At 71.9% G+C, this 20,973-nt stretch carries 22 protein-coding genes; 15 read left to right on the top strand and 7 right to left on the bottom strand.

What is annotated here, in order from left to right:
- Positions 1–83: 83 nt before the first annotated feature.
- Both ACFSC0_RS13615 and ACFSC0_RS13610 read right to left on the bottom strand, forming a co-directional pair.
- On the bottom strand, positions 84–467 hold the full coding sequence (locus ACFSC0_RS13615) for an endonuclease domain-containing protein (protein ID WP_377283616.1): 384 nt from the start codon (positions 465–467) through the stop codon (positions 84–86).
- Positions 468–510: 43 nt separating this feature from the next.
- A complete protein-coding gene (locus tag ACFSC0_RS13610; protein WP_377283617.1) occupies positions 511–1,368 on the bottom strand; it encodes a hypothetical protein in 858 nt (285 codons plus the stop codon).
- A 220-nt stretch (positions 1,369–1,588) separates the two neighbouring features.
- Here ACFSC0_RS13610 and ACFSC0_RS13605 point away from each other — a divergent pair, with 220 nt between their 5' ends.
- Positions 1,589–1,780, top strand: coding sequence for a hypothetical protein (locus tag ACFSC0_RS13605; protein ID WP_377283618.1), 192 nt, complete (start codon positions 1,589–1,591; stop codon positions 1,778–1,780).
- Between the two features lie 4 nt (positions 1,781–1,784).
- Here ACFSC0_RS13605 and ACFSC0_RS13600 read toward each other — a convergent pair whose 3' ends face one another.
- Positions 1,785–2,303, bottom strand: coding sequence for a GNAT family N-acetyltransferase (locus ACFSC0_RS13600; RefSeq protein ID WP_377283619.1), 519 nt, complete (start codon positions 2,301–2,303; stop codon positions 1,785–1,787).
- 90 nt (positions 2,304–2,393) lie between these two features.
- On the opposite strand from ACFSC0_RS13600, the gene ACFSC0_RS13595 reads away from it, so the two are divergent.
- The gene (locus ACFSC0_RS13595) at positions 2,394–3,185 is read left to right on the top strand and encodes an SDR family NAD(P)-dependent oxidoreductase (protein WP_377283620.1); all 792 of its coding nucleotides are present in this window, start codon (positions 2,394–2,396) and stop codon (positions 3,183–3,185) included.
- Between the two features lie 130 nt (positions 3,186–3,315).
- Here ACFSC0_RS13595 and ACFSC0_RS13590 read toward each other — a convergent pair whose 3' ends face one another.
- A complete protein-coding gene (locus ACFSC0_RS13590; RefSeq protein ID WP_377283621.1) occupies positions 3,316–3,957 on the bottom strand; it encodes a glutathione S-transferase family protein in 642 nt (213 codons plus the stop codon).
- Positions 3,958–4,230: 273 nt separating this feature from the next.
- Between ACFSC0_RS13590 and greA the strand changes: the two genes are divergently transcribed.
- The 4 genes from greA to ACFSC0_RS13570 all read left to right on the top strand — a co-directional run bounded on the left by greA (position 4,231) and on the right by ACFSC0_RS13570 (position 8,143).
- Positions 4,231–4,704 (top strand): transcription elongation factor GreA, encoded by a 474-nt coding sequence (gene greA, locus ACFSC0_RS13585; protein ID WP_377283622.1) that lies wholly within the window; start codon positions 4,231–4,233, stop codon positions 4,702–4,704.
- 22 nt (positions 4,705–4,726) lie between these two features.
- Complete coding sequence (locus ACFSC0_RS13580) at positions 4,727–5,698, top strand: mitochondrial fission ELM1 family protein (RefSeq protein WP_377283623.1); 972 nt, start codon at positions 4,727–4,729, stop codon at positions 5,696–5,698.
- 76 nt (positions 5,699–5,774) lie between these two features.
- Positions 5,775–6,827, top strand: coding sequence for a UDP-2,4-diacetamido-2,4,6-trideoxy-beta-L-altropyranose hydrolase (gene pseG / locus ACFSC0_RS13575; RefSeq protein WP_377283624.1), 1,053 nt, complete (start codon positions 5,775–5,777; stop codon positions 6,825–6,827).
- A 65-nt stretch (positions 6,828–6,892) separates the two neighbouring features.
- Positions 6,893–8,143, top strand: coding sequence for an NAD(P)-binding protein (locus ACFSC0_RS13570; RefSeq protein WP_377283625.1), 1,251 nt, complete (start codon positions 6,893–6,895; stop codon positions 8,141–8,143).
- Positions 8,144–8,152: 9 nt separating this feature from the next.
- Here the strand turns inward: ACFSC0_RS13570 and pseI are convergent, their stop codons facing one another.
- Positions 8,153–9,211, bottom strand: a complete 1,059-nt coding sequence (gene pseI, locus ACFSC0_RS13565) for a pseudaminic acid synthase (RefSeq protein WP_377283626.1) — start codon at positions 9,209–9,211, stop codon at positions 8,153–8,155.
- Positions 9,212–9,305: 94 nt separating this feature from the next.
- Here pseI and trxB point away from each other — a divergent pair, with 94 nt between their 5' ends.
- The 3 genes from trxB to ACFSC0_RS13550 are packed head-to-tail and all read left to right on the top strand — an operon-like array spanning position 9,306 to position 12,177.
- Complete coding sequence (gene trxB / locus ACFSC0_RS13560; protein WP_377283627.1) at positions 9,306–10,316, top strand: thioredoxin-disulfide reductase; 1,011 nt, start codon at positions 9,306–9,308, stop codon at positions 10,314–10,316.
- Positions 10,317–10,367: 51 nt separating this feature from the next.
- The gene (locus tag ACFSC0_RS13555; protein WP_377283628.1) at positions 10,368–11,666 is read left to right on the top strand and encodes a UDP-N-acetylglucosamine 1-carboxyvinyltransferase; all 1,299 of its coding nucleotides are present in this window, start codon (positions 10,368–10,370) and stop codon (positions 11,664–11,666) included.
- Between the two features lie 22 nt (positions 11,667–11,688).
- Positions 11,689–12,177, top strand: a complete 489-nt coding sequence (locus ACFSC0_RS13550) for a GNAT family N-acetyltransferase (protein ID WP_377283629.1) — start codon at positions 11,689–11,691, stop codon at positions 12,175–12,177.
- A gap of 115 nt (positions 12,178–12,292) precedes the next feature.
- Here ACFSC0_RS13550 and ACFSC0_RS13545 read toward each other — a convergent pair whose 3' ends face one another.
- On the bottom strand, positions 12,293–13,465 hold the full coding sequence (locus tag ACFSC0_RS13545; protein ID WP_377283630.1) for a cell wall hydrolase: 1,173 nt from the start codon (positions 13,463–13,465) through the stop codon (positions 12,293–12,295).
- A gap of 210 nt (positions 13,466–13,675) precedes the next feature.
- Here ACFSC0_RS13545 and ACFSC0_RS13540 point away from each other — a divergent pair, with 210 nt between their 5' ends.
- From ACFSC0_RS13540 to ACFSC0_RS13515, 6 genes are all read left to right on the top strand, one after another.
- Positions 13,676–16,045, top strand: coding sequence for a PAS domain-containing protein (locus tag ACFSC0_RS13540; protein WP_377283631.1), 2,370 nt, complete (start codon positions 13,676–13,678; stop codon positions 16,043–16,045).
- Positions 16,046–16,227: 182 nt separating this feature from the next.
- Positions 16,228–17,310, top strand: coding sequence for a quinolinate synthase NadA (gene nadA, locus ACFSC0_RS13535; RefSeq protein WP_377283632.1), 1,083 nt, complete (start codon positions 16,228–16,230; stop codon positions 17,308–17,310).
- Entirely contained in the window at positions 17,310–18,833 is a 1,524-nt protein-coding gene (locus ACFSC0_RS13530) for an L-aspartate oxidase (protein ID WP_377283633.1), read from the top strand. The genes nadA and ACFSC0_RS13530 overlap by 1 nt, the downstream gene beginning before the upstream one ends.
- Positions 18,830–19,672: a carboxylating nicotinate-nucleotide diphosphorylase gene (gene nadC / locus ACFSC0_RS13525; RefSeq protein WP_377283634.1), complete on the top strand. Its 843-nt coding sequence runs from the start codon at positions 18,830–18,832 to the stop codon at positions 19,670–19,672. The genes ACFSC0_RS13530 and nadC overlap by 4 nt, the downstream gene beginning before the upstream one ends.
- 185 nt (positions 19,673–19,857) lie before the next feature.
- Positions 19,858–20,067 carry a hypothetical protein gene (locus ACFSC0_RS13520; RefSeq protein ID WP_377283635.1) on the top strand — a complete coding sequence of 70 codons (210 nt, stop codon included), beginning with the start codon at positions 19,858–19,860 and terminating at the stop codon, positions 20,065–20,067.
- A gap of 1 nt (position 20,068) precedes the next feature.
- A complete protein-coding gene (locus ACFSC0_RS13515) occupies positions 20,069–20,362 on the top strand; it encodes a hypothetical protein (protein WP_377283636.1) in 294 nt (97 codons plus the stop codon).
- On the opposite strand, the gene ACFSC0_RS13510 is transcribed toward ACFSC0_RS13515, so the two are convergent.
- Positions 20,359–20,898 (bottom strand): AAA family ATPase, encoded by a 540-nt coding sequence (locus tag ACFSC0_RS13510; protein ID WP_377283637.1) that lies wholly within the window; start codon positions 20,896–20,898, stop codon positions 20,359–20,361. The two genes, ACFSC0_RS13515 and ACFSC0_RS13510, sit on opposite strands and share 4 nt — an antisense overlap.
- Positions 20,899–20,973: the final 75 nt, after the last annotated feature.

Raw genomic sequence — 20,973 nt, 5'->3', positions numbered from 1 at the left:
AGACGGATCGAACAGACGCGGTTCGGGCTTCGGACGGCGTAGCCCTGCGCATCGCGTAGCGGAGCCCCGAGGCCACCCTCACCCTACCCTCTCCCCCCGCTGCGCGGGGGGAGAGGTCTCTGATCGCAGGCGGCGAGGATGATCTCGCAGACATCGCTGCGGTTTCTGAGCACGTGCCGGTTCCAGAACCGCAGAACGCGCAGGCCGTGCGCCTCGAGGCGGAGGGTGCGGGCTGCGTCGTACTCCACCTGGACGTCGTGCTGCCCACCGTCGATCTCCACCACCAGGCGGGCGGCGGGACAGAGGAAGTCGACGATGTACGGGCCGATGGGGACCTGCCGGCGCCACTTCCAGCCGCCGAGACGGTGGGCGCGAAGGGCGGCCCAGAGGTGTTTCTCGGCGTCGGTGGAACTGCGGCGGAGGGCGCGCGCCCTGTGCTTGATGGTTTGCGGCGGCGCCCCCCTCACCCAACCCTCTCCCCCCGCCGCGCGGGCGGCGAGGTCTTGATGCTCAGAGCCTGCCATAGGCCTTCAGCGTCCTCAGCGCCTTGAGGGTCTGGACGCCGCGCCATTCCAGCTCGGAGGCGGGACCGGGCGGGTTCCAGGTGAGGGGCCAGCCGCCGTCGGGCTGCTGCGCGGCCGAAAGGTGGGCGAGGTTGTTCTCGATGGCGGCGTCGGAGAACCAGGGGCGGCAGAAGGCGTCGGGGCTGGGGGCGTACCAGAGGGGCGTCACGCCGTAGCCTTCGGCGGCGGGGTCTTCTTTGAACCAGGCGGCGGCGGGCAGCGCCTTCGCCAGCCGTGCGGCGGCGGCCTCGGCGCGGGGGCGGTCGGGGGCGGCCTCCAGGAACCAGACGGCGTCGAGGATGTCGTGGGCGCCCAGGCCCGCCTCCGCCTCGATCCAGGCCCAGACGCGGCCCGCCGTCGCCTCGCGCCAGGGATGATCGACGCCCAGCTTGTACAGCAGCCCGACCAGCCCGCCGTTGGGCACCAGCTCCGGCGGGCGCGCGTAGCCGGTCCAGTGGGCCGCGTGGGCGTGCGCCGCAAAGCCCGGCAGCAGGATCGGAACGCCCCCCTCGGGCGCGCTGACGCCTTGCAGGAAGTCGCAGGCGCGCCGCGCCATCGCCGCATCGCAGACGCCGGCGTCCGCCATGTACTGCAGGGCGATCTCGACGTTCAGCGGCTGGCTGTGCGGCGTGCGGGTGTCCGGTTCAAGGCCGTGGCCGAAGCCGCCGTCCGGGTTCTGGTAGGCGGCCAGCGCCGTCAGCACCAGCCCCGGGTCCGCCCCCTCGAACTCGGCCGCGAACGCGCGCCGGTCGATCAGCCGCGCCCCGCCGTAGATGAAATCGCGCGCCCGTTCGAAGTCCGCCATCGCCGCCTCCTATGTTCATACTTTGTTCTGACGAACGCCGGTCCGTCAAGTGTTGACCATCGCTCTGAAGAGGCGCACGATTTTGGTCATCGCCTGACCGCGTCAGGCGCAAAAGGGCCAGCTCCGGCGGCCCGCTCTTCGCCTCCGGAGCCGCGCCCCAGCGGCGCCTGGCGCAGTCTGGCAGAGGCTTTGCCTCAGTCATTTTGCGTAGGAGGCCCTTATGCGGCTGAATTTCAAGCACGGCGGCGCCCATGACGCCGACCACCACCCGCACCGCAACAAACATCGGATCGAGAAGTTCGAAGGCTCCATGGACCTGCTGGTCGTCGCGCTGATCGCGATCCTGGCGCTGGCGATGCTGGTGGGCCTGGTCACCGGCGGCGGCGACGCCAACTGGGTGAAGTCGCTCTAAGTCCTCACAGGGGGCGGGCGAGCACGAAGTCGTCGTAGACGCTCGCCCCCACCTGGAACTTCCGCTCGCCGGCCAGCGCGAAGCCCTGCCGGCGGTAGAAGCCGATGGCCGCCTCATTGCGGCCGAAGACGCCCAACAGGGCCCGGCCGAAGCCGGCCTCCCGGGCCCCGTCCAGGCACGCGCGCATCAGACCCGCCCCCAGCCCCTGCCCCTGGAACCGGTGCAGCAGGTAGATGCGCTTGATCTCCACATCCTCGCCGCTCGTCGGCACCGGCAGGTCCGGCGGCCCCAGCACCGCATAACCCACGGGCGCAGCCCCTTCCCGGGCCTCGGCGATCCACAGCCGGTGGCCGGCGCTCGCCAGCCAGGCCGCGTAGAGCTCGGGCGCATGCTGGCGCGCGCAGTGGGCCAGGATGTCGGCGGCCGGCAGCTGGCCGGCGTAGGTCTCCAGGAAGGTGGCGCGGCCGACCAGCGCCAAGGCTTCGGCGTCGGCGGGTTCGGCCCTGCGGATGATGGCGCTCATCGCCCTTCCCTAGTCGCCGACGCGCTCTGCCGCAAAGCCGCGTCATGGTCTAAAGCTTCACCGACTGAACAGCGATAAGAGGAAAGCGCCATGGGACGTGTGGACGGCAAGGTCGCGCTGGTGACCGGCGGAGCGAGCGGCATCGGCAAGGCCTGCGCCGAGCGGCTGGCCGCCGAGGGTGCGGTGGTGGTGATCACCGACGTCCAGGACGAGCTGGGCCAAGCCGCGGTCCAGGCCATCGCCGCCTCGGGCGGGAAGGCCGAATACCTCACCCACGACGTGACCTCCGAGGAGGCCTGGGTCGAGGTGATCGGCCAGGTGGGCCGTCGGCACGGCCGGCTCGACGTGCTGGTCAACAACGCCGGCATCGGCCTCGGCGGCTCGATCCTGGAGTTCAGCCTGGCCGACTTCCGCCGCCAGAGCGCGGTCAACCTCGACGGCGTGTTCCTCGGCATGAAGCATTCCATCCCGCTGATGCGGAAGGGCGGCGGCGGCAGCATCGTCAACATGTCGTCGGTGGCCGGGCTGAAGGGCTCGGCGAACCTGGCCGCCTACTGCGCCACCAAGGGCGGGGTGCGGCTGATGACCAAGGCGGTGGCCATGGAGTGCGCCAACGCCAAGGACGGGATCCGGGTCAACTCGGTCCACCCGGGCATCATCGAGACGCCGATCTGGGACACCATCGTCGGCACCGGCGAGCCGGGCTCGAACGCCCTGCCCCGCTCGGCCACCCTCGACCAGATGTCGTCCATGGCCGTGCCGCTGGGCGTGAAGGGCCTGCCGGAGGACATCGCCAATGGGGTCATCTGGCTGGCCAGCGACGAGAGTCGCTACGTCACCGGCGCCGAACTGGTCATCGACGGCGGGCTCACCGTGCGGTGAGGAGCCTGCCGGTGACGGTTGCGCCGCAGGCGCTACCTGTCGCCCCGCGCAGGCGGCCGCGCCGGGTGCGGGTGACAGGTAGGGCCGCTCCGCGCCCCAACCAGTCACGGGCGAGCTTAGCGCCCGCCCCTCAGCCGGCCTCGAACAGCCACTTGGGCCAGGTGGCGTCGGCGGCCCGCTGGTAGGCTTCGCGGCAGGTCAGGCGGGCGTTGTAGTCGACCAGCACCGGGTCCTCCGGCAGCTCCTTGTCGTACAGCGACATGGAGATCACCGACCCCAGCATGACGTCGGCGGCGCTGAACTCGCCGCCGAGCAGGTAGCGCCGGTTCGAGAGCGTCTCGCGCAGCACCCGCAGCATGTCGTCGAACTCGCCGAAGCCGGAGCCGAACTCGCCACGTTTCGGCGGCGGCAGCCGCACGCCCGCCGAATGGAGCGCCCGCACCGGCTCGACCACCGAGGTCGAATAGACGATCCACTTCAGGTAGGCCCCTCTGCGCGGATCCTCGATCTTCGGGGCCAGCGTCCCGTAGCCGTAGCGGTCGGCCAGGTAGATGCAGATGGCCGGGTTCTCGGCGATCACGGCCTCGCCGTCGACCAGCGTCGGCACCTTCCCGGCGGGATTGAGCTTCAGGTACTCAGGCGCCTTCTGCTCGCCCTTGCGGATGTCGACCGTCTCGACCCGGAAGGGGACGCCCAGCTCCTCGAGCATCCAGTAGGCGGTGAAGGCCCGGCTGGCGGGCGAGTGGTAGAGGGTGATCCCGCGGGCAGCCATGGCCGGTTCCTGGATTGACGTTCCGGCCGTACAGCTAGGTTCGCCCGAGGCCCTTTGAAAGGGCGCGAAGGCGCCAGGCCAGATGCGGTTCGACGGGCGCGTCGTTTTCGAGTTATGATGTCCGCTTCCCGGCCCTGAGGCGGTCAACTCGCCTTGGGGGTGCGACCTCTTGTATTCCCAAGCCCCCGCCTCTATCCTCTTAGCCCCCAGTCGTTCGCGCCCACGACGGGAACCCAGCTCTGCGAAGGGCGAAACCCCGAGTCACCGTCCCTGATGGAAAAAGTCCCGATGACCGCCGAGGGCTATCAGGCCCTCGACGAAGAACTGAAGCGTTTGAAGACCGTGGAACGGCCGGCCGTGATCGCCCAGATCGCGGAAGCCCGCAGCCATGGCGATCTCTCCGAAAACGCCGAGTACCACGCCGCCAAGGAGCGGCAAGGCTGGATCGAGGGGCAGATCGCCGACATCGAGGACAAGCTGGCGCGCGCCCAGGTCATCGACGTGTCCAAGCTTTCGGGCAGCCAGGTGAAGTTCGGCGCCACCGTCTCGGTCGTCGACGAGGACACCGAGGAAGAGGCCCGCTACCAGATCGTCGGCGAGCACGAGGCCGACGTGAAGCAGGGCAAGATCTCCATCGCCTCGCCCATCGCCCGGGCGATGATCGGCAAGGAGATCGGCGATGTCGTCGAGGTGAACACCCCGGGCGGCGTGAAGGCCTACGAAATCCTCAAGGTCGACTGGGTCTGACCCCCTGCTAGGCTCGGCCGCCATGGCCGAGTCGCCGCTGACCATCTGGGCCGTCTCCGACGGACGCGCGGGCATCGAGGCGCAGGCCGTCGGCCTGGCCCAGGCGGTCGCGCGCCGCCGCCCCGCCCAGGTCGAGGTCAAGACGGTCCGCTGGAAGGGCCGCTGGGGGCGGCTGCCCTGGCGGCTGATCCCGCTTTCGGCGCTGGCGCCGGCGAGCGCCATCGCCCCGCCCTGGCCCGACGTCTGGATCGCCGCCGGCCGGGCCACGCTGCCCCTCTCCACGCGCGTGCGCCGCTGGTCGCAGGGGCGCACCTTCGTCGTCCAGGTCCAGCACCCGCGCACGAGCCTTTCCCATTACGACCTGGTGGTGCCGCCCAGGCATGACGGCCTGACCGGTCCCAACGTCTTCCCGATCACCGGCGCGCCCCAGCGGCTGACGGCCGAGCGGCTGGCCCAGGACCTGGCCCGCTTCGCCGACCGCATCCGGCCCCTGCCCGCCCCGCGGGTGGCGGTGCTGATCGGCGGCAAGAGCAAGGCCCACGATCTATCCCCCGCACGGGCCGCGGCCATGGGCGCGGAGATCGCCCAGGCGGTGTCGCGCGCCCACGGGTCGGTGCTGGTCACCTTCTCCCGCCGCACGCCGCAGCCGGCCAGGCGCGCGCTGACCGAGGCGCTGGGCGCCCTGCCTGGGTGGATCTGGGACGAGACCGGCGAGAACCCCTACTTCGCCTTCCTGGCGGCGGCCGACGTGATCCTGGTCACGGAGGACTCCACCAACCTCGCCACCGAGGCCGCCTTCACCGGCAAGCCGGTGCAGCTCCTCTCCATGGACGGGCGCAGCAAGAAGCTGGCGGCCTTCCACGCCGACCTGGCGGAGCGGGGGGCCCTGCGCTCGTTCCGCGGCCGCCTGGAGACCTGGGCCTATCCGCCCCTCGACGAGACAGGCCTGGCGGCCGAGGAGCTGCTGCGCCGGCTGGACGGGCGGCGGACCTGAAGGCGCGGCGAAGCGCCGCTCGCCAACCTTCGCGACGCAGCCTAGCTTCCCCACCCGCGGGGCGTAGGAGTGAGTGATGAGCCGCATCCTGTTCGTCGTCGACGCGGGACCTCTCGTGGGCGGCGGGCACGTCATGCGCAGCCTCTCGCTGGCCCAGGCGCTGGCCGCCCGCGGCGCCACGCCGATCTTCCTCAGCCCGCCCCCCGTCGCCGAGATCCTGCAGGCCTTTGCGCCGGAGACGCCGCGCATCTCGGCGCCTGCGGGCGGCCCAGAGACGCTCATCGCGGCCGCCGCCTTCGCCGACGTCGAGGCGGTGGTGTTCGACCACTACGGCCTCTCGCGCGAGGCGCACGAGGCGATCGGCAAGGGCCGCCCCCGGCTGGTCGTCGACGACCTGGCCGACCGGCCGCTGGGCGCCGATGTGGTGCTCGATCCCGGCCCGCAACGGACGAGCGCCGACTACGCCCAGCTCGCCCCCGGCGCCCGGCTGCTGCTGGGCCCGCAGTACGCGCCCCTTCGGCCGGAGTTCTCGGCCCTTCGCGAGGCGGCCATGGCCCGCCGCGACGGGCCGGTCCGCCGCATCCTGATCTCCATGGGCCTGACCGACGTTGGCGGGATCACCGGCCAGGTGCTGCAGAAGCTGCGCTCGCGGCTCGGGATGCTGGCGATCGACGTGGTGCTGGGCGCTGCGGCCCCCAGCCGGCGGGGCCTCGAGCGGCTGGCCGCGCACGACCCGCGCCTGGAGCTGCACATCGACACGCCCGACATGGCCGTGCTGGCCGCCGAGGCCGACGCCGCGATCGGGGCGGCCGGCTCGTCCACCTGGGAGCGCTGCGCGCTGGCCCTGCCCTCGGTGCTCGTGGTGCTGGCCGAAAATCAGCGCCCGGGCGCGGCGGCCGTCGCCGAGGCCGGCGCGGCGCTGGTGGTGGACCGTGAGGCGGCCGACTTCGAAGCCCAGCTCGACCGGGCGATCGTCCGGCTTCTGGCCGACGCGGGCCTGCGGCGGCGGCTGTCGGAGGCGGCCGCATCGATGTGCGACGGGCTGGGCGCGCCGCGCGTTGCGGAGGCGTTTCTGGGGATAATCGCGGCCCGCGGCAGCCTGCCCCAGTCCCAGACTCAACAGGTTTAACCGATCCTTCGCACTCCACCGGCGACTGTATTCAGTCTCGGCCGGCAGAAAGTTCGCAGGGGTACATGGGCAAGGTTCGGATCGTCGGCGGGGGCCTGACGGGGATCATCGCCGCACTGCAGGCGCATCGGCTCGGCTGCCGCGACATCGAGCTCTTCGAGCAGTACGGCGAACTCGGCGGCTCGCTCCTGCCCCGCACCGACCACGGCCTCGAGCTTCGCCAGACGCGCCACTACTTCGGGACAAGGGGCGATGCGCAGCGCGCCCTGCTGGAGTGGCACGGGGTCGCCTTCGACGATTTCGACAACCGCTGCGGATCCGTCAGCCCGGGGGCCGGCGGCGAGCCGGCGTTCGTCGAGGGCTTCGGCGGCCCGTCCCTGGCCGCGCGCCAGACGGCCCTCGTCGAGCCGGCCGGCGAGAGCCTGGCCGATCGCCTGCGCGCCTACCCGCACGACATCGAGCAGGCGCTTTCGAGATACTGCCAGTGGAGCCTCGGCGTGTGGCTCGACGAGGTGCACGAGAGCGCCGCAGGGCCGCTCGGGATCGGCCGCGTCCATCCCCGCGCCGCCGACACCACGACCCTGGCCGAGCTGAAGCGCGCCGACGATCTCTACGACGCCCTCTACGGCCTGCCCGGCCACATGTGGGGCCGCACGCAGGGCAGCCAGGCCTCGCTGCCCAGGGACGGGTTCGCCGGCCTGTTCGCCGCCGCCGGCCGGGCGCTGGCCGGCCTGGGCGTGAAGATCCACCTGGGTTCGATGATCTCGCCGCGCGAGGCGATCGCCGCCTGCCGGCCGGGCGAGGCCCTGGTCTGGGCCGCCGGCCCCGCTCCGCTCTACAAGGCCGTGGGCGTCACGGCGCCCAAGCCGCTGGTCCGCAGCGGCGCCGCCTACGTCTTCAAGGCCAAGACGGAGCTGAAGCCCTTCTGGCTGCAGAACTTCACCGCCAGCGGCGCGGTGTTCCGCATCTCCACCTACGAGAGCCGGGGCGAGACCCTGCTGACGGCCGAATGCGTGGCCGAGGCCGGCGACGCCGAGCTGCGCCGCGAGATCCGCAGGCTGATGTCCGGCTTCGGCCAGGTCCAGCTCAAGGAACAGCTGCTGGCCGCCGTCGAGCCGCGCCAGGGCCTGACCTCGATGGCCGAGGCCAAGGCGACGAAGGCGCTGCGCGGCAAGCTGGCCCAGAGCCTCGGCCCCGCCTTCGTGTCCGGCTGCTGGAGCGCGGAGCGCCCGGAGGACGCCTTCGCCCGCATCGGCTCGGCGCTGGCCGCGGCCCTGGAGCCGGCGCAGCAGGTCCGGACCGCGACGGCGGCCTGACGTCCGACCCTATTCCATCATGTCCCAGGCCAGCGGCTCGCCGCGCTTCAGGTCGCGCGCGGCCGGGCGGCCGAGGACGTCCGGCAGGCTGGCCGGCGGCAGGCCGTTGCCCGGCCGGATCGAGCGGACGTTGTCGCGGGTCAGCGGCGCCCCGGCCGGTACGTCGGCGGCGACGTAGAGCGAGCGGCGGAACTGCAGGTTGGCCCGCTCGGCCCCGAGCAGGTCGTAGTGGGCGCGGCCGAGCGCGCGCCAGGCGTCCTTGCACTCGCGCACCAGGGTGGTGAACTCCGCCGGCTCGAGGCTGAAGGCGGCGTCGGGCCCGCCGTCGGCGCGGGCCAGGGTGAAGTGCTTCTCGATGACGCAGGCGCCCAGCGCGATGGCCGCCACCGAGGCGGCCGTGCCGTGGGTGTGGTCCGACAGCCCGACGGGGCAGCCGAACCGCCCGGCCATGTCGGCCACGGTGCGGACGTTGGCGTCCTCGAGCCGCGCGGGATAGCTGGAGACGCAGTGCAGCAGCACCACGCCGCTGGCCCCGGCCTCGAGCGCCGCGGCCTTGGCGGCCTCGATCTCGGCCAGGTTGGCCATCCCGGTGGAGATGATCAGCGGCTTGCCCTTGGCGGCGGTGTAGCGGATCAGCGGCAGGTCGATGGCCTCGAAGGAGGCGATCTTGAAGGCCGGCGCGCCGAGCCCGTCCAGCAGGTCGACCGCGCTCTCGTCGAACGGGCTGGAGAACAGGATGACCCCCAGCTCGCGGGCCCGGGCGAACAGCGACTCGTGCCACTCGAAGGGCGTCTGGGCCTCCTGGTAGAGCTCGTAGAGGCTGCGCCCGTCCCACAGCCCGCCGTGGATGCGGAACTCCGGCCGGTCGACGTCCATGGTGATGGTGTCGGCGGTGTAGGTCTGGATCTTGATCGCATCGCAGCCGGTGGCCGCCGCCGCATCCAGCATGGATAGCGCCCGCTCAAGGCTGCCGTTGTGGTTGCCCGACAGCTCGCAGATCACGAACGGCTCGTGCGCGGCCCCGATCCGGCGGCCGGCGATCTCGATTTCGGGCGGGACGGGCTTCATCCCGGACAGACTAGCAAATCGCTCTGAAGCCGGCGTTAACCCTGCGCGGCCCTGCCCCGTCGCAACGCGCCAGAATCCGCACTACATAGGGCCCATGGCCAAGGACGCTTCCCCCCGCACCACCCGCTGCCTGATCATCGGCTCGGGCCCCGCCGGCTACACCGCCGCCATCTACGCCGCCCGGGCGCTGCTGAACCCGGTGATGATCGCCGGCATCCAGCCGGGCGGCCAGCTGACCATCACCACCGACGTGGAGAACTATCCCGGCTTCGCCGACGTCATCCAGGGCCCCTGGCTGATGGAGCAGATGGAGGCCCAGGCCCGCCACGTCGGCACCGAGATCGTCAGCGACATCGTCACCGAGGTCGACCTCTCCAAGCGGCCGTTCCGGGCGGTCTGCGACTCGGGCGAGGTCTGGCTCGCCGAGACCCTGATCATCGCCACCGGCGCCCAAGCCAAGTGGCTGGGCCTGGAGAGCGAGCAGAAGTTCCAGGGCTTCGGCGTCTCGGCCTGCGCCACCTGCGACGGCTTCTTCTACCGCGGCAAGGAGGTCGTGGTGGTCGGCGGCGGCAACACCGCCGTCGAGGAGGCCCTGTTCCTCACCAACTTCGCCTCCAAGGTCACCGTCGTGCACCGCCGGGACGAGTTCCGGGCCGAGAAGATCCTGCAGGAGCGGCTGTTCGCCAATCCCAAGATCGAGGTCGTCTGGAACAGCGCCATCGACGAGGTGCTGGGCGCCTCCGACCCGATGGGCGTGACCGGCGTGCGGCTGAAGAACGTCAAGACCGGCGAGACCCGCGAACTGGCCGCCGACGGCGTGTTCATCGCCATCGGCCATGCGCCGGCCTCGCAGCTCTTCCAGGGCCAGCTGGAGATGGACGGCTCGGGCTATCTGAAGGTGAAGCCCGGCACGGCCTCGACCAACGTGCCGGGCGTGTTCGCCGCCGGCGACGTCACCGACGACGTCTACCGCCAGGCGGTGACGGCCGCGGGCATGGGCTGCATGGCCGCGCTCGAGGCGGTCCGGCTGCTCGCCGAGGAAGACCACGCCCGGGCCCACAAGCCGATCAGCCACGCCGAAGCCGAGAAGATCGGCGTCTGGTAAGCTCGGCCGCACACTGACGGCGCCTGCCCCCTCAAGAGAGGCCCCCGGCCCATGACCAACCTGATCGTGCAAGGCGGCCGGGCGCTGAAGGGCGCCATCACGCCGTCGGCCAACAAGAACGCGGTGCTGCCGATCCTTTGCGGCACCCTCTTGACCCGCGAGCCGGTGACCCTGCACCGGGTCCCGGACATCACCGATGTGCGCAAGATCCTGGCCTTCTTCGACAAGCTGGGCAGCCGCGTCGACATGGACTTCGAGACCGGCACCCTGCGGGTCCACCACGGCGGGCAGCTGAACCGCGAGGCGGCCACGCTACCGGCCGCCGACATGCGCTCGTTCCTGATGCTGGTCCCGGGCCTGATGAAGCTGTTCGGCGAGATGGCCCTGGAGGACGAGATCAAGGGCTGCACCCTGGGCGTGCGCGAGATCGACCCGCACATCGAGGTGTTCGAACAGTTCGGGGCCCAGGTGACCACCCGCGGCGACCGCATCACCATGGCGATCCCCAGGGGCTTCTCGGCCGCCAGCCACTGGCTGGACTACGCCTCGGTGACGACCACTGAGAACTTCATCATGTGCGCGGCGACCGCCAAGGGGACCAGCCGGCTGACCAACGCCGCCTCCGAGCCGCACGTGCAGGAGTTCTGCGCCTTCCTGAACGCCATGGGCGCCAAGGTGCAGGGCGGCTCCTCGCAGGTGGTGGTCGAGGGCGTGGACGAGTTGGGCGGCTGCGAGTTCACGCTCGGCGACGACTTCCACGAGATCGCCACCTTCCTGGCCATGGGCGCAATCACCGGCGGCGAGATCAAGGTCCGCAACGACCATCCCGAGCAGTTCCCGCTGATCGACCGCACCTTCGCCAAGTTCGGCGTCGAGGTGGTGCACGAGAACGGCTGGTCGAAGGTGGCGGCCAACGGCGGCCTGAAGGTGCGCGAGCCCTTCACCAGCCACATCCTGCAGAAGGTGGAGGCCGCGCCCTGGCCCTACCTGCCGGTGGACCTCTTGCCGATCTTCATCGCCCTGGGCGCCCGCGCCGAGGGGCAGATGATGTACTGGAACAAGGTCTACGAGGGCGCCCTCGGCTGGACATCGGAGCTGGCCAAGTTCGGCGCCCATGCGGTGCTTTGCGACCCGCACCGGGTGATCACCTTCGGCGGCAAGCCGCTGACGCCCGCCGAGGTGGAGAGCCCCTACATCATCCGCGTCGCCATCGCCCTCTTCATGGTCGCCGCCTCCATCCCCGGCCGCTCGACCATCCTCAACGCCAGCCCCATCCAGCGCGCCCACCCGAAGTTCGTCGAGAACCTCAACGCCCTGGGCGCCGACGTGGAGTGGGTGGCCGCGGACTAGCCGGCAGGCCTAGAGTGGCCGGATGATCCGTCACGCCCGCCCCGCCGACCATGCCGCCATCCGCGAGATCAACGAGGCGGCCTTCGCCCAGCCGGACGAGGCCCGGCTGATCGAGGCGCTGCGCGCCGCCGGCGACGTGATGTTCGAGCTGGTGGCCGAGGCGGACGGCGCCGTGGTGGGCCACATCCTGTTCAGCCGCCTGTGGGCCGACCGCACCGAGCTGATCGCCGCCCTGGCGCCCATGGCTGTGCATCCGGAGCACCAGCGCAAGGGCCTGGGCGGGCGGCTGATCGAGATGGGCATCGAGACCTGCCGCGAGTTCGGCGCCCATGCGGTGATCGTCCTGGGCCATCCGGACTACTACCCGCGCTTCGGGTTCTCGGCGGATGCGGCCAGCAAGGTCTCCTCGCCCTATTCCGGCTCGCCCGCCTTCATGGCCCTGGAGCTCGAGCGCGGCGCGCTCGCCGAGCCGATGTTTGTCGCCTACCCGGACGCGTTTTCCGAAGTCTGAGAGCGCCTCGGGCGTCGTGGTGACTGGTTGCGGCGCAACGCGCCGCTACCTGTCACCGTCGCACGGGGTGACAGGTAGGCCGCTGCGCGGCCAACCAGTCACTGGAGAGGCACGCCTACGGCGCGGCGGCGGCTGTCTCGGGAGCGGCTGCGGCGGGGGTCGCGTTGTCGGGCGCGGCGGCGGCGGCAGGCTTGGGCGCCTCGAGGGCGGCCAAGGACTCGTTGATCTTCCTGACCTCGTCCGCGGTCGGCTTGCGGCGGGCCGGCGTCAGCGTGCCGATGACCCGGGTGCGCTCGCCGCCGGCGGCGGTGGCGTCGGCGACCTTGTAGGTGCGCACCTCGCCGCCGACCGAGAGGGCGACGGTGCGGCCGGCCGGGATGCCCTGCGCCTCGGGGGCGATCAGGCCCTGGGTCCGGCGGTCGATGCCGCCCAGGATCGCCGGCGTCAGCCGCGCCTCGCCGCCAGCGTAGCGTCCGGTGAAGGCGGCCGGCTGACCGGCCGGGCCCGTCCAGCGGTAGAAGATGTGGGCGCCGATCTTGGTCAGCTTGGCCAGCGTCGGGGCCCAATAGGGGGCGACGTAGTCGGCGTGATAGTGGGTCGCCGGCCCCACCTCCTGGGCCACATAGCCGTTCAGCGCCGCCTCGGCGACCTTGCGGGCCCTGGCCCACAGCGCCGGCTCGGGCGCCCAGCGCAGGGAGCCGTCGCAGGTGAAGCTGAACTGGCAGCCGGTCGTCCGGGCCGAGCCCTGATAGACCACGCCGCAGACGCTCTTGGGGTATTCGGGGTGGCGCAGCCGGTTGATCACCGTCTGGGCGACGGCGCGCTGGCCCTCGATCGGCTCGCGCGCGGCTTCGTAGTAGACCGCCTCGGTCAGGCACTTGAGGGCCCGTTCCCGATCCTGGCCCGACGCCTTGAGCACGAACGGCCGCATCGGATGGATCGGCCCGTCGCTGAACGGCAGCAGGTCGTTGAGCTGTTCGGCCGTCGCGTCCTGGGCGGTGAAGAAGCCGAGATCGGGCGCCTCGGCCAGGTCCAGAGAGGCCCAGCCTTCCGGCCGCCCCCACAGGTCCGGCTTGCTCGCCGGGTCGTGCCGCCGGGCCAGCGTCAGCATGGCCGGGTCCATGCCGGCCGTGTAGCGGGCGAGGCCCTGCTCCGAGAGGTCGGTGATCCGCGGCGGATCGGCTCTGCGGGCTTCCTCACGGCTCGTCATGCAGCCGAGCAGGGCCACGGCCGCCAGGGCCGAGGCGAACACGCTGCGCACGCCGATATGAAGCCTCGGACTGGCCACTCTCGCTCCGCTTCGATGTCGGGACGCCCCCGACGGACGCACCCCTTACCACAGGTCGTAGGGCGAAAGGTGGACATCGGCCGCTCCCGCCGCAAGGCCTTGCGGCCGCTAGGGTATTTCGCCGCGCTCATCTCCGCGGTTGCGCCGCCGCCGCAGCGCCCGCATGGTCGTGGGGCCCAAGCTCGCCGGGTGGGTGAGTAGGGAGCCGGTATGAGCCTTTCCGCCTGGTCGCTTCGTCTGGCGCCCCGCCGCCGGGTCTCCATGCCCCACGGGCTGGCGATCGGCCTCGGCGCACTGGTGCTCGCGGTCGGCGGACGGATCCTGTTTCTGGGCCTGGACAGCGGCTTCGGCATCGCCCCGATCTACTTCCCCGCCCTGCTGATCTCGGCGCTGTACGGCGGCTGGCGCTGGGGGGCGCTGACCCTGGCCGGGGAGCTGCTGCTGGCGATCGTCTCGCCGACGCCGCTCAGGCCGGACATCGGCCCGAGGTTCATCATCCTCTTCGCCCTCTCGGCGACCTTCACCATGATCGTCGCCCTTGCCCTGCGCGAGGCCCTGCTGCGGCTGGCCGAGGCGAACCAGCGACAGGCCGCCATCCAGTCGGCCCTCGACCGCAGCGAGGCCCGGCTGCAGCTGGCCCAGGAGGCCGGCGGCGTCGGGCTGTGGGACTGGGACCTGGTCAGCGGCGAAGGCTACTGGTCGCCGGCCACCTACCGGAACCTGGGGGTCCCGAAGGGCGAGCCGCCGACCTTCGACCGTCTGCTGGCGGCCGCCCACCCCGACGACCGGGCCCAGGTCGCCGAGATCATCCGCCGCGGCCGCGAGGAGGCGAGGTTCGAGCCGTTCGAGTACCGCGTGCTCTGGCCGGACGGCTCCGTCCACTGGCTGCTGTCGCGCGGCGAGCTGATCCTGGACGAGAGCGGCCGGGCGGTGCGCGCCGTCGGCGTCAACATGGACGTCACCGACCGGCGGCAGGCCTACGAGCATGTCCGCCAGAGCGAGGCCCGGTTCCGGGCCCTGGCCGACAGCGCGCCGGTGCTGATGTGGCTCACCCGCAAGGACGGCCGGCGCGAGTTCGCCAACAAGGCCTATGTGGACTTCCTGGGCGAGAGCTACGAAGACGCGCTGGCCTTCGACTGGCGCAAGCGGCTCCATCCGGACGACCTCGACCGCATCCTCGCCGAGCAGCGGGCCGGCGAGGCCTCGCGCCGGCAGTTCGCGCTCGAGGCCAGGTACCGGCGCGCCGACGGGGAGTACCGCTGGATCCGCTCGATCTCCCAGCCGAGGTATGCTCCCTCAGGAGAGTTCGAGGGGTTCATCGGCATCGGGTTCGATCTCAGCGACGCCAAGCGCGCCGAGGCGGACCTGAAGCGGATCAACGAGCTGCTGGCCGACCGGGTGCAGGCCGCCCTCGCCGAGCGCGACCAGGCCGAGGCGGCCCTGCGCCGGGCCCAGAAGCTGGAGGCGGTCGGCCAGCTGACCGGCGGCGTCGCCCACGACTTCAACAACCTGCTGACGGTGATCATCGGCGCCCTGGACCTGATCCAGCGCCATCCGGGCGACGCGGCCCGCCGCGAGCGCATGCTGGAGGCCGCCCTCGGCGCGGCCCGGCGCGGCGAGCGGCTGACCAACCAGCTGCTCTCGTTCGCCCGCCGGCAGGCGCTGAAGCCGCAGCTCATGTGCATCGACGACCTGCTGTCCGAAAGCGAGCCGCTGCTGCGCCGGGCGGTGGGCGAGGCGGTCAGCCTGGTGGTGGAGCCGAACGCCCCGGGCGCGGTGGCGCTGATCGACCCCTCGCAGTTCGAGGCGGCGCTGATGAACCTGGTCGTCAACGCCCGTGACGCGGTGACCAGCGGCGGCGCCATCCGCGTCGAGACCCAGCCCTGCCGGCTGGACCTCTGCCAGGTCGAGGAGGTGGAGGCCGGCGACTACGTCTGCGTCGTCGTCCACGACACCGGCGTGGGCATGTCGCCCGAGGTGCTGGGGCGGGTGTTCGAGCCCTTCTTCACCACCAAGGAGGTGGGCAAGGGCACCGGCCTTGGCCTGTCGCAGGTCTACGGTTTCGCCCGCCAGAGCGGCGGCGGGGTGGCGATCGAGAGCGCCGTGGGCCAGGGCAGCACGGTGCGCCTGTACCTGCCGAGGTCCGCCAACGCTGCGGCGGCCGGCGAAACCGCGGCCCCCGGCAAGGACCGACAGAACGGCCCGCGCCTGCGCGTCCTGCTGGTGGAGGACGATCCGGACGTGGGCGACCTGGTGACCGCCATGCTCGAGGAGCTGGGGCACGAGGTGACCCGGGCGAGCGAGGTCGAGGCCGGGCTGCGTCTGCTGGCCGAGGGCCGCCCCATCGACCTGTTGCTCACCGACGTGGTCATGCCCGGCGGACGCAGCGGGGTGGACCTGGCCCAGGAGGCGGTCCGCCTGCGTCCCGGCCTGCCCGTGATCCTGAGTTCGGGCTACACGGGCGAGGTTCTCAGCCCGGCCGAGCGCGCGCCCTGGCCGCTGCTGCGCAAGCCCTACTCGGCCGAAGCCCTGGCGCGGATGATCGACGAGGCGCTGGAGCGGCGCACACAACCCGCCTGACCCGCGTTCGGCGAATTCAACTTGAGAGGCCTTGGCGCCGCCCGCGTGCGGGTCTATATGTCATACACCGGTTATGCTCGAATTGAGCATATCAGACGCCGACGGGACCCAGGTCCGGGAGCCCCCGAGGCGTTTTCTTAGGCCGGAGAAATGCTCAAATTGAGCATAAGGAGGGACGCGAAATGGCCGACGGTACTCAGTTCGCCTTCACCCCCGAGGTCGAAGCCGCGACCCACACCCTTTGGAACAAGGTCCAGAAGCACGTCACCCCGATGGAGTGGCGGCTGCAGGCCCCGCTGATCGCCGAGATCAACCGCCTGAAGCGGGAGAAGAACGCGGTCATCCTGGCCCACAACTACATGACCCCGGAGATCTTCCACGGCGTCGGCGACTACGTGGGCGACAGCCTGGGCCTGGCCAAGGAAGCGGCCAAGTCGGATGCGGCGGTGATCGTCCAGGCCGGCGTCCACTTCATGGCCGAGACCTCCAAGATCCTCTCGCCCGAGAAGAAGGTGCTGATCCCGGACCTGCTGGCCGGCTGCTCCCTCGCCTCCTCGATCACCGGCGCCGACGTGCGCCTGATCAAGCAGCGCTACCCGGGCCTGCCTGTGGTCACCTACGTGAACACCACCGCCGACGTGAAGGCCGAGACCGACATCTGCTGCACCAGCGCCAATGCGGTGCAGGTGGTCGAGCATGTGGCCCGCGAGTGGGGCGTCGACCGGGTGATCCTGATCCCTGACGAGTTCCTGGCCCGCAACGTGGCCCGGCAGACCAACGTCGGCATCATCGCCTGGCAGGGCCGCTGCGAAGTCCACGAGCGGTTCACCGCCGCCGACATCCTCGAGCTGCGCGAGGCCTATCCCGAGGCCCAGATCCTGGCCCACCCGGAATGCCCGGCCGAGGTGCTGGAGGTCTCCGACTTCGCCGGCTCCACCGCGGCGATGAGCGACTTCGTGCTGAACCGCAAGCCGAAGCAGGTGGTGCTGATCACCGAGTGCTCGATGGCCGACAACGTCGCCTGCGACGCCACCGAGACCGAGTTCGTGCGCCCCTGCAACCTGTGCCCGCACATGAAGCGGATCAGCCTGCAGAACATCTACGAGGCGCTGCTGCACGACCGCTACGAGGTCACCGTCGATCCGGCGATCGCCGACCGCGCCCGGCTGGCCGTCCAGCGGATGGTCGACATGCCGCCGCCGGCCGTCCCGGCCCGCTACGACCTCGTGAAGGCCCGCCACCACGTCGACGTGGAGCTGATCTGATGGAGCGCATCGCGCACGACGGCGTGCTCGTCGTCGGCGCGGGGCTCGCGGGCCTCTCCGCAGCCCTGGCCGCCGCGCCGCGCAAGGCGCTGGTCCTCACCGGCGCGCCGATCAACCACGGCTGCTCGTCGGCCTGGGCCCAGGGCGGCGTCGCCGCGGCCCTGTCGCACGACGACGCCGCCGAGCTGCACGCCAGGGACACCGTCGCCGCCGGCGCCGGGCTGGTGGACCGGGCCATGGCCCGGCTGCTGGCGGAGGAAGGCGCAGACGCCGTCCGCCTGCTCGCCGACCTGGGCGCCCCGTTCGACCGCACGGCCGACGGCGGCTTCGCCCAGAGCCTGGAAGCGGCCCACTCCCGCGCCCGCGTCGCCCGGGTGAAGGGCGACCAGGCGGGCCGGGCGATCATGGAGGCGGTCAGCGCCGCGGCGCTGGCCGCGCGCCACGTCACCGTCCGCCCCGGCTTCAAGCTGCGCGGCCTCTTGCAGGACGCCCAGGGCCGGGTTCGCGGCGTCATCGCCCAGCACAAGAACAAGCTCGTCGAGATCACCGCCCCGGCGGTGGTGCTGGCGACCGGTGGGATCGGCGGCCTCTACGCCGTCACCACCACCCCGGCCGAGCTGCGCGGCGAGGGCCTCGGCCTGGCCGCCCTCGCCGGCGCGGTGATCGGCGATCCCGAGTTCGTGCAGTTCCACCCGACGGCCATCGACATCGGCCGCGACCCCGCCCCGCTGGCCACCGAGGCCCTGCGCGGCGAAGGCGCCAAGCTGATCAACGGCGCCGGCGAGGCCTTCATGTCCAGCTACCACCCCGACGCCGAACTCGCCCCGCGCGACGTGGTGGCCCGCGCCATCCACGCCGAGCTCCAGGCCGGCCGCGGCGCCTTCCTGGACGCGCGCGAGGCGGTGGGCGGCCACTTCCCGCACGAGTTCCCGGCCGTGTTCGCCGCCTGCCTGTCCGGCGGCATCGACCCGCGCAAGCAGCCGATCCCGGTCGCGCCGGCCTGCCACTACCACATGGGCGGGATCGTCACCGACGCGCACGGGCGCACGACGCTGGACGGCCTCTACGCCGCCGGCGAAGCCGCCTCGACGGGCGTCCACGGCGCCAACCGCCTGGCCTCGAACTCGCTGCTGGAAGCGGCGGTGTTCGGCCGCCGGGCCGGCGAAGCGGCCCGCGAGGAGACCGCGCCGGAGGGCCGGCCGCTGAAGGTCGCCCCCGCGCCGGAGCTGCCCCACGCCGCTCTGCAGACCCTGCGCCAGGCGATGAGCCGCGATGCGGGCGTGATCCGCGACGCCGACGGCCTGACCCGGCTGCTCGGCGAGGTGGATGCGCTGGAGGCCCGCTACGGCCGCGCGCCGGAGCTGATCGCCGCCCGCATGGTGGGCGCCTGCGCCCTGGAGCGCCAGGAGAGCCGCGGCGGCCACTTCCGGGCCGACTTCCCGGAACTCGGCCCCGCCAAGCGCACCTTCGTCACCCTGTCCGACATCCCGGCCAGCGCCGCTCTGCGCTTCGCCGCCGAATGATCGAGCAGCTTCCCGACCTGCTGGTCGAGCCCATCGTCCGCGCCGCCCTCGCCGAGGATCTCGGCCGGGCGGGCGACATCACCGCACAGGCCTGCGTGCCGGCCGACGCCGTGCTGGCGGCGACCTTCGGGGTGCGCAAGGCCGGCGTGCTGTCCGGGCTGGACTGCGCGCGCCTGGCGATCCTCGCCCTCGATCCCCACGCCACCTTCGCCGCGGCGGCGGCGGACGGCGACCGGGTGGAGCCCGGCGCAGTCGTCGCCAGGGTCGAGGCCAACGCCCGCGCCCTGCTGGGCGCCGAGCGCACCGCGCTCAACCTGATGGGCCGGATGAGCGGCATCGCCTCGCTGACCCGGCTCTACGTGGACGCGGTCGCCGGCACGCGCGCCCAGATCGTCGACACCCGCAAGACGACGCCCGGCCTGCGGCATCTGGAGAAGTACGCCGTGCGCTGCGGCGGCGGGGTGAACCACCGCTTCGGCCTCGACGACGCCATCCTGATCAAGGACAACCACATCGCCGCCTGCGGCTCGGTGGGCGAGGCGGTCCGCCGGGCGCGCGCCTTCGCCGGCCACCTGGTGAAGGTCGAGGTGGAGGTCGACGCGCTCGACCAGCTCGACGAGGCCCTGAAGCACGGGCCCGACGTGGTCATGCTCGACAACTTCACCCCCGATCAGCTGCGCGAGGCCGTCGCCCGGACCGCCGGCCGCGCCGTGCTCGAAGCCTCCGGCGGCGTCAACCTCGACACTGTCCGCGCCATCGCCGAGACCGGCGTCGACATCATCAGCGTCGGCGCCCTCACCCACTCCGCGCCCGTCCTCGACATCGGGCTGGACGCCTAGGCCGCCGGCAAGGGCCGTGCGGCCCTTCTGAACTTAGGCGACCGCCAAGACCGCCAAGGTTGGCGCCACGGCTGTGGCCTGCGAGCCCGCTCGGCGCCTTGGCGCTCCTGGCGGTCTTGGCGTTCAACAGGCCGGAACATCCCCTGCCCGCCCGTGTTCCCCTAGTCCACACGGAGGAGCACCTCATGGCCAAAGCGCCCCCCATCCCGCCGGATCAGCGCGCTCACCCGGGCGAGAAGCCGCACATCGAGGGCGACACCCAGGGCCGGCGTGACGAGACCACCGGCCTGCAGTCGAGCCAGCCGGGCGACGACGACGTCAACCTGAAGGAGCAGGGCCGGCACGGGAACATCAACCAGAACACCCATCACCAGGGCTACCAGCAGGACCGCTGACATGCCGCACAAGCATCCCAACTCCGACCGCTGGGGCGGCCCGGGCGCCAGCCACGAGGACCGCAAGGAGGAGCGGCCGGACCCGCGCACCATGCCGGGCCCGGACGAGCCCACGAACCTGCGCTTCAGCCATGTCTCCGGCGGCGGCGGCGAGCGCGACAGCCGCCACAGCCACGACCCGCAGCTGAAGAGCGATTTCGAGCAGAACTCGAAGGAACGCCGCACTCCCAACTCCGACCGCGGCCAGGCCCGCCCCAAGCCGACGCCCGAGACCCGGGACCGGACCGAGCACTAGGCCAGGCGGAAGCGCCCCTCGGCCAGGCCGGCGCGCAGGGCCTCCAGGCTCTCCGCCTCGGTCTGGCCGGAGGTGTCGAGGATGTGCCGCTCGTAGCCGGCGCGGTGGGCGTCGAAAGCGGCCCACATCTGCGGGACCACGGCCTCTTCCTGGAGCGGGTGATCCGTGCGGGCGGCGAAGCGCGCCAGGTTCGCGGCCGGGCTCGGAAACAGGATGGCGTAATCCACCGGCACGTCCGCGGCCGCCGCGCGCCATGGCCCGAGGAACCAGGGCCCGATCACCCCGTCCATCACCACCAGATAGCCACCGCGCACGAAGCGGACGGCGCTCGCCGCCAGCGCCTCGATCACCACCGTGTTCTGGTGTTGCGAGGCCGGCAGCCAGGGCTCGACGAAGCCTTTGACGATGTAGCCGTAGACGTCGTCGGAGTGCATGTGCGCGCTGAGCGGCGTCTCGACGCTCTCCGCCAGCGCGCGGGCCAGCGTGCTCTTCCCCGCCGCCGGCGGCCCGCTGACGATGACGATCCCGGGCTCCATGGCGGCATCGGATGCGGTGGCAGGGGAGCGGTCAAGGTCGCGCCGTCTCCTCTCCACCGAGGCGAAGCCCGGGGG

It is taken from the genome of Phenylobacterium terrae, from assembly GCF_042681205.1.
Lineage (GTDB): Bacteria > Pseudomonadota > Alphaproteobacteria > Caulobacterales > Caulobacteraceae > Phenylobacterium > Phenylobacterium terrae.
This window is presented reverse-complemented; position numbering and strand designations above follow the sequence as displayed.